At 46.0% G+C, this 5,869-nt stretch carries 5 protein-coding genes and 1 tRNA gene; 4 read left to right on the plus strand and 2 right to left on the minus strand.

Going from position 1 to position 5,869, the window contains the following annotated elements:
- The first annotated feature begins 128 nt into the window (after positions 1-128).
- The 3 genes from VIP81_RS10520 (at position 129) to VIP81_RS10530 (ending at position 2,508) form a co-directional block, all read left to right on the plus strand.
- Complete coding sequence (locus VIP81_RS10520; RefSeq protein WP_331959593.1) at positions 129-851, plus strand: hypothetical protein; 723 nt, start codon at positions 129-131, stop codon at positions 849-851.
- 103 nt (positions 852-954) lie between these two features.
- Positions 955-1,743: an ABC transporter ATP-binding protein gene (locus VIP81_RS10525; RefSeq protein ID WP_331959596.1), complete on the plus strand. Its 789-nt coding sequence runs from the start codon at positions 955-957 to the stop codon at positions 1,741-1,743.
- 15 nt (positions 1,744-1,758) lie between these two features.
- Entirely contained in the window at positions 1,759-2,508 is a 750-nt protein-coding gene (locus tag VIP81_RS10530) for an ABC transporter permease (RefSeq protein ID WP_331959600.1), read from the plus strand.
- A 60-nt stretch (positions 2,509-2,568) separates the two neighbouring features.
- Here the strand turns inward: VIP81_RS10530 and VIP81_RS10535 are convergent, their stop codons facing one another.
- Together VIP81_RS10535 and VIP81_RS10540 are read right to left on the minus strand one after the other, a co-directional pair.
- Positions 2,569-4,074 (minus strand): arylsulfatase, encoded by a 1,506-nt coding sequence (locus VIP81_RS10535; protein ID WP_331959603.1) that lies wholly within the window; start codon positions 4,072-4,074, stop codon positions 2,569-2,571.
- A gap of 61 nt (positions 4,075-4,135) precedes the next feature.
- On the minus strand, positions 4,136-5,413 hold the full coding sequence (locus VIP81_RS10540; RefSeq protein WP_331959606.1) for a hemolysin family protein: 1,278 nt from the start codon (positions 5,411-5,413) through the stop codon (positions 4,136-4,138).
- 160 nt (positions 5,414-5,573) lie between these two features.
- On the opposite strand from VIP81_RS10540, the gene VIP81_RS10545 reads away from it, so the two are divergent.
- Positions 5,574-5,657 (plus strand) — tRNA-Leu (locus VIP81_RS10545).
- Positions 5,658-5,869 lie beyond the last annotated feature (212 nt).

A 5,869-nucleotide genomic window follows, 5' to 3' on the forward strand; every position in this document is an offset into this window, starting at 1 on the left:
TTCATACAATAATTTAAGAACCTGTATTCCTTATCAGAAAAGGAATACAGGCCATGTTATATTCAATTTACCCGGACAACAATGATATATAATCAATATTTTTAATCCAAATTAAACGACTTATACCTATGCTTCGGGGACTCTGGTGGCTGATTCTTTTCTTTGGCGGCGGCTTTGCTGCTTTGTTTGGTAGTAAATATATGTTTACGGTTAACCGTTTCACAAGTGCTGCTCATCATCACCTGCTGGTAGTAGGTGGTATTGCATTGATAACAGCCGTTGTATTTATTGTATGCCGGGAAATATATCACCGGTCTGAAAATGAATTACCGGTATTACTACAGGGAAATGTTTTTCTGCATGTTATTACGGTAAGCGTGAGTGCATACATTGTATGTGTATTTTCGTATGCAGGACAAAAAACCAGGCTGTATATAGATAACGGCGGAAAGGACATGACCTTTCAGGTAGCGAATATCGGGAATTATACACTGAAAGCGGGAGAGCATGTGGTGGTGGAAGTTCCCAAGGGGCTGACTATTGTCCGTTCAGGGCAATCTGCAAAAGAGTTGAATTTGGAGGGAAACGGCTCATGGGTATATAATGTAGACAGTGCACATACTTATGTAGAATCTGATTGTCACTATAACCTGGAAGGAGTGGAGTTTCCAAGGGAAGTATCGTCTGATAATAACCGGCAGATTATTAAGAAAGAATTTTTTGTGACCCATGCAGATTTTGTACTGGAAGTACCTCACACGATTACCGTGGGAGAGAATGATTTTAATAAGACGGTTAAAAAACGAATGCTAATCCACGAGGAAAAACCCGATCCGGTTTTACCGCTATAACTCCTCCGTTTACCGCTTATTGAACGGCGTTCACCTTTTTATCGTCCCAGGTCAGCGGGGTTGTTGTATTTTCGATTGTCAATTTAAACCAAATCTGCTTTAGATGAACAATCAACAACAGTCTCCTGATCCCATTCTGGAAGTGAATCAGCTGAATGTCCGCTATGGTACTTTTCAGGCGGTAAAGGAAGTTTCTTTCGGTGTACGTGGTGGTGAGATCTTCGGTTTACTGGGTCCTAACGGTGCCGGCAAAACGAGCACGCTCAGTGCGATAGAAGGTTTGTTAAAGCCCGTGTCGGGCAGCGTGACCGTAGCCGGTTTTAATACGCAGGAAAAGCCCTTGCATGCCCGCGCCAACATGGGCGTTCAGTTGCAGGCTACCAGCTTTCAGCCGGAGCTGACCATCGCTGAAATTATCCGGCTCTTTGCCAGCATTTACGGGGTAGATCTGAATGATGAAAAAGTAAAGCAAAAGCTGTCGGAGATCAGCCTGGAAGATGCTGCCGGTAAAAAGATTTCGCAATTATCCGGAGGACAACAGCAGCGGGTATCGCTGGTGATTTCCACTATTCACGATCCACAGCTGGTGTTGCTGGATGAACCCACTACAGGACTGGACCCACAGTCGCGGCGACAACTATGGGAAAGGATTGAACATTTCCGCAACAACGGCCACGCCGTACTACTCACTACACATTCCATGGAGGAGGCGGAAGCTATCTGCGACCGCATCGCTATTATTGATCATGGGCGCATCATTGCCATTGATACGCCGGAGGCATTAATAGAAAAGCATCGTCATGATCCGGAAGTACTGAAAGTAGTACGGAAAGGAAAGGTGACCCTGGAAGATGTATTTATTGGTTTAACCGGCACCGCTGTTCGCCCATAATTAAACGCGCTTAACATGGAAACAAGAATACCTAAAAATTCAGCTGTGATGTCCGCCTTATTGCGGGCCGATTTCACCACCTTATGGCGTAACCGCCGTTCGTTCCGCCTGGTGCTGATAGTGCCATTGATCATATTGGTGTCCTGGAAAGGACTGATCGATAAACTGGGCGGTGTGTTTGTGCTTTCCGCCTGTATTACCATTGGGCTAACCAGCATAGGGCTGATGGGCTACTCCAACAGTATTGCGAGAGACCGCGACCGGGGCGTGTTTCAGCGGCTGCGGGTGGGGCCCGTTTCCGCCTGGACGATTATGATCAGTCGTATAACGGTGCAAATAGCCATGATTATTTTGATGACGATACTCGTTTTTATAGTAGGATATTTCGTAGATCATATACAGATATCGGCGGCCGGTTATGTAGCCGGATTGCTGATGGCTACGCTGGGAGGCGCTGTGTACCTGGGTTTGGGACAGGCGATTGTAGGCCGTATTAAAAATCCGGATACGGTGAACTCTACTACCCGGCTGGTTTATTTTGTTTTTATTATGATCGGGATGTTTGGTGAATTTGGTGTGTTGGGCGATATGATAGAAAAAATCGTGATCTGGTCACCGTATGGCGTGGTAAGAAAAGTATTGGCGGGCAGCCTGGATCCGGCTACCTGGCAGCTGGAAACAACGTATGCGTTGCTGGCGTCCGTGGGCTATACCATTGTTTTTGTGGTGCTGGGTGTGAAGTGGTTTAAATGGGAAAGTAAGTAGCGGGTATTGTATTATAGGGAGATGGATACCTACACCATCTCCCTATAATATTTATAACATTTACTTCGTCGCTTTCATTTTTGAATTAAGGAATTCCCATTCGTTGAGGTGTGCATTCCGGTGTTCTTTTTTTACAATGGCGTCAAAGCCGGGTAACAGGTCGCGATGTGCGGCTGCTACATCATGTTCTTCTGATTTATCTTTCGAGAGATCATATAATTCCCAGGCGGCGTCCGGGTTTTTCTTCAATCCGTTTTTGATGGCTTTCCATTGTCCCATACGAATCGCCACTGCACCACCTTTTTCCGGATATTCAAAGTAGATATATTTTCTGTCGGCCTGTTGTCCATGTTTTCCGGTCATTTCCGGCAGCAGGGAAATACCATCGTTGGCAGGAGCTTGTATGCCTGCGATGTCGGCAAATGTAGCCATCATGTCATATTGTACGCCTGGCAGCTCGGATGTTTTGCCCGCAGGAATTTTTCCAGGCCATCTGGCAATGAAAGGTTCCCGGATACCTCCTTCGTAAAGGTCCATTTTAAGCCCTTTAAGACCCGCGACACTGTTGAAGAAGGAAGCGTCCACACCGCCGTTGAAAGTGGTGCCGTTGTCGCTGGAAAACATGATAATGGTATTGTCGTCCAGTCCCATGCTGGCCACCAGGTTCATGATAATACCTATTTGTGTATCCAGGTAAGTGATCATGGCTGCGTAAGCCGACAATGGATATTTATGCGGTGTGTATCCCTGTTGACCGTAATATGGTTTTTCGTTGAACTGTCCGATGTATTGTTTCAGTGCACTGTCCGGCACCTGTAAGGATACATGTGGAATAGTGTACGGCAGATAGAGGAAGAAGGGCGCCGAGTGATTTTTTTTAATAAACTGAGTGGCTTTTTTCGTCAGTTCATCTACTGCATAATCCTTGCCTTTGTAGTAGTCAAAATCGCTGTCGGTGGCCGTTTCCGGCTGCAACGATTTATGTACATTGATAAAGGTATTATTCAGGCTGTCGGCCTTGTCATTTTCCCAGAGGTGAGTAGGGTAGTAGTTGTGTGCCTGTTTCTGATCGATGTAGCCGTAGAAATAATTGAAGCCTTGTTTGTTGGGATTGCCGGTGCTGTATTGCATGCCGAGGCCCCATTTGCCGATAGCACCGGTAGTATATCCGGCTTGTTGGAGCATGCGGCCAATGGTAACGGTACCTTCCGGTAAAGGCATTTGTCCGCCTTCGAGTGAATCCGGGAAGCCCCCCATTTCATAATTGCCTCTGATATAAGAATGTCCGCCATGGCGGCCGGTGAGCAACATACAGCGCGCCGGCGCACACACGGGGGTACTGGTGTAGAACTGGTTGAAGTGAATGCCCTCTGCAGACAAGCGGTCAAGGTTAGGTGTCTTTATTTTCTGTTGGCCGTAAGGGCCTGTTTCTCCGTAACCCAGGTCGTCCGCATAAATAAATATGATATTCGGTTTTTGCCTGACAGTCGCCGCTTTCTTGCTTTGTGCCGCCGCCGTGATGCCTGGCAGGGCTGCCAGCGTTAGCAGGAGGATTCTTCTTACCATAACAATCAAAATATTTGCATCAAGATAAACAGGTTATGGTAGAATACATAAGGTTACAACATTATTGCGCAAGCGTTTGCGTACGGATAATTACTTCGTCAATGCGGTGGAGATCCATTTTTTTGATTTCAAAAATGACCTGGTTCAGCATTACTTTTTCGCCCGGCTTAGGGATATGTTTTAGTTTGTCGATCAGCAACCCTGCTACGGTGATATCTTCTTTTTCATATTCCCGCAGCCATTCATAGTTCAGCGTTTCCCGGATATAGTTCAGTCTCGTATAACCGTAGGTTAGCCAGCTTTTATCCGGCTGCTGTACCAGGTAGCGTTCCGTGGCATTGAATCCTGGCAGACTGCCACCCAGCAGTCCGGACACAATATCATGGTAGGTGACCATTCCCTCGCATTCCCCATATTCATTCACCACAATACCCATGTTAGTACTTTCCCGCCTCAGCTGCTGGAAAATATCATATACTGCCTGGTTGGGAGAAAGGAAAGAAATGGGAGAGAGGATAGTGGTAATGGGTTTGTCGGGGTACAGGAAGAAGTCCTTTACACCCAGTGCGCCCAGCATTTCCCCTTTCTCGTTCCCCACCGGAAACGTGCGGTGGATACTACGTTTAATCGTATCCGTTATTTCGTCCCTGTTCATAGTATCCTTCACATAAGTAATCATGCTGTCCGGCGTCATAATGTTTTCCGCCACGAGGTCATAGGCAGAAAAGAGGTTCTTATGCAGTGTGAGCTCGCCTTTATCTATCAGCCCCTGTTTGTAGGCAGCCGTTAGCATACTTCGTATATCGTTCTCCGTGAGTTTTTCTTCCCGGATGGTATTAATGGAAAACAGGCCCAGTATGAATTTGGTGCTGGCAGTAAGTAACTTAATAAACGGGTAAGTCACCTTGGAGAAGATCAGCATCGACGGCGTAATCAATATGGATACTTTCATCGGATCCAGCAGGGCCAGCGTTTTAGGGATCAGTTCCCCGATAACAATAGTAAGATAAGTGATAGAGCCCACGCCAACGAGCAATGCTGAAAGATGCGCCCAGGAGCTATGCATCCCCCATTTAATAAAAACAGGTTGCAGCCAGGCAGCCATCAGATCGCCCCCGTATAGCCCTTCCAGTATACCTACGAGTGTAATGCCTACCTGTACCGCGCTCAGAAATTCATCCGGATCTTTGATGAGGTTCAGTACGTTCAATGCCTTTTGGTTGCCGTTATCCGCCTGTTGCTGGAGGATATTTTTATCTACAGATATCAACCCGATCTCCGCAATGGAGAAGTAAAAGTTGAGCGCAATGAGGATGAGTATAATGATGATGGAAGCCATAAGGAGGGCGGTTTTCAGATAGATAACAACCAGTGATCGTTATTGTTTATGATATTGGTTTTCAATAGCAATGAGCATGCCGGTTGAAAAAATAGTGCAGTAAAATTTTGGAAAAATAAAATGGCTGCGTATATTTGCAACCCCTGACACGATATCAGTTGCCCAGATGGCGAAATTGGTAGACGCACTGTGTTCAGGTCGCAGCGCTCGCAAGGGTGTGCTGGTTCGAATCCAGTTCTGGGCACTAGAAAGGTTGTAAGTTATTGACTTGCAACCTTTTTTTTATTTGTGTCAATGTCGTTTTTGTACGCTTTTACGGATCAAGTTGAAAACTTGGGGGATTAGTGGAAATTTTAAGCATAAAGTTTAGTCAATCTGTAAAGAAAAAATTCTACGTCCCGTACACCTCTGAGTGCATTCCTGAAGGACTTTATTTTGGCATTAAAAGACTCCGCA

It is taken from the genome of Chitinophaga sp., assembly GCF_036566945.1.
In the GTDB taxonomy this organism is placed as follows: domain Bacteria; phylum Bacteroidota; class Bacteroidia; order Chitinophagales; family Chitinophagaceae; genus Chitinophaga.

Excerpts from the sequence above, each read along its gene's own strand:
- VIP81_RS10520 (WP_331959593.1), top strand. The coding sequence starts at position 129 with ATGCTTCGGGGACTCTGGTGGCTGATTCTTTTCTTTGGCGGCGGCTTT.
- VIP81_RS10525 (WP_331959596.1), top strand. The coding sequence starts at position 955 with ATGAACAATCAACAACAGTCTCCTGATCCCATTCTGGAAGTGAATCAG.
- VIP81_RS10530 (WP_331959600.1), top strand. The coding sequence starts at position 1,759 with ATGGAAACAAGAATACCTAAAAATTCAGCTGTGATGTCCGCCTTATTG.
- VIP81_RS10535 (WP_331959603.1), bottom strand. The coding sequence starts at position 4,074 with ATGGTAAGAAGAATCCTCCTGCTAACGCTGGCAGCCCTGCCAGGCATC.
- VIP81_RS10540 (WP_331959606.1), bottom strand. The coding sequence starts at position 5,413 with ATGGCTTCCATCATCATTATACTCATCCTCATTGCGCTCAACTTTTAC.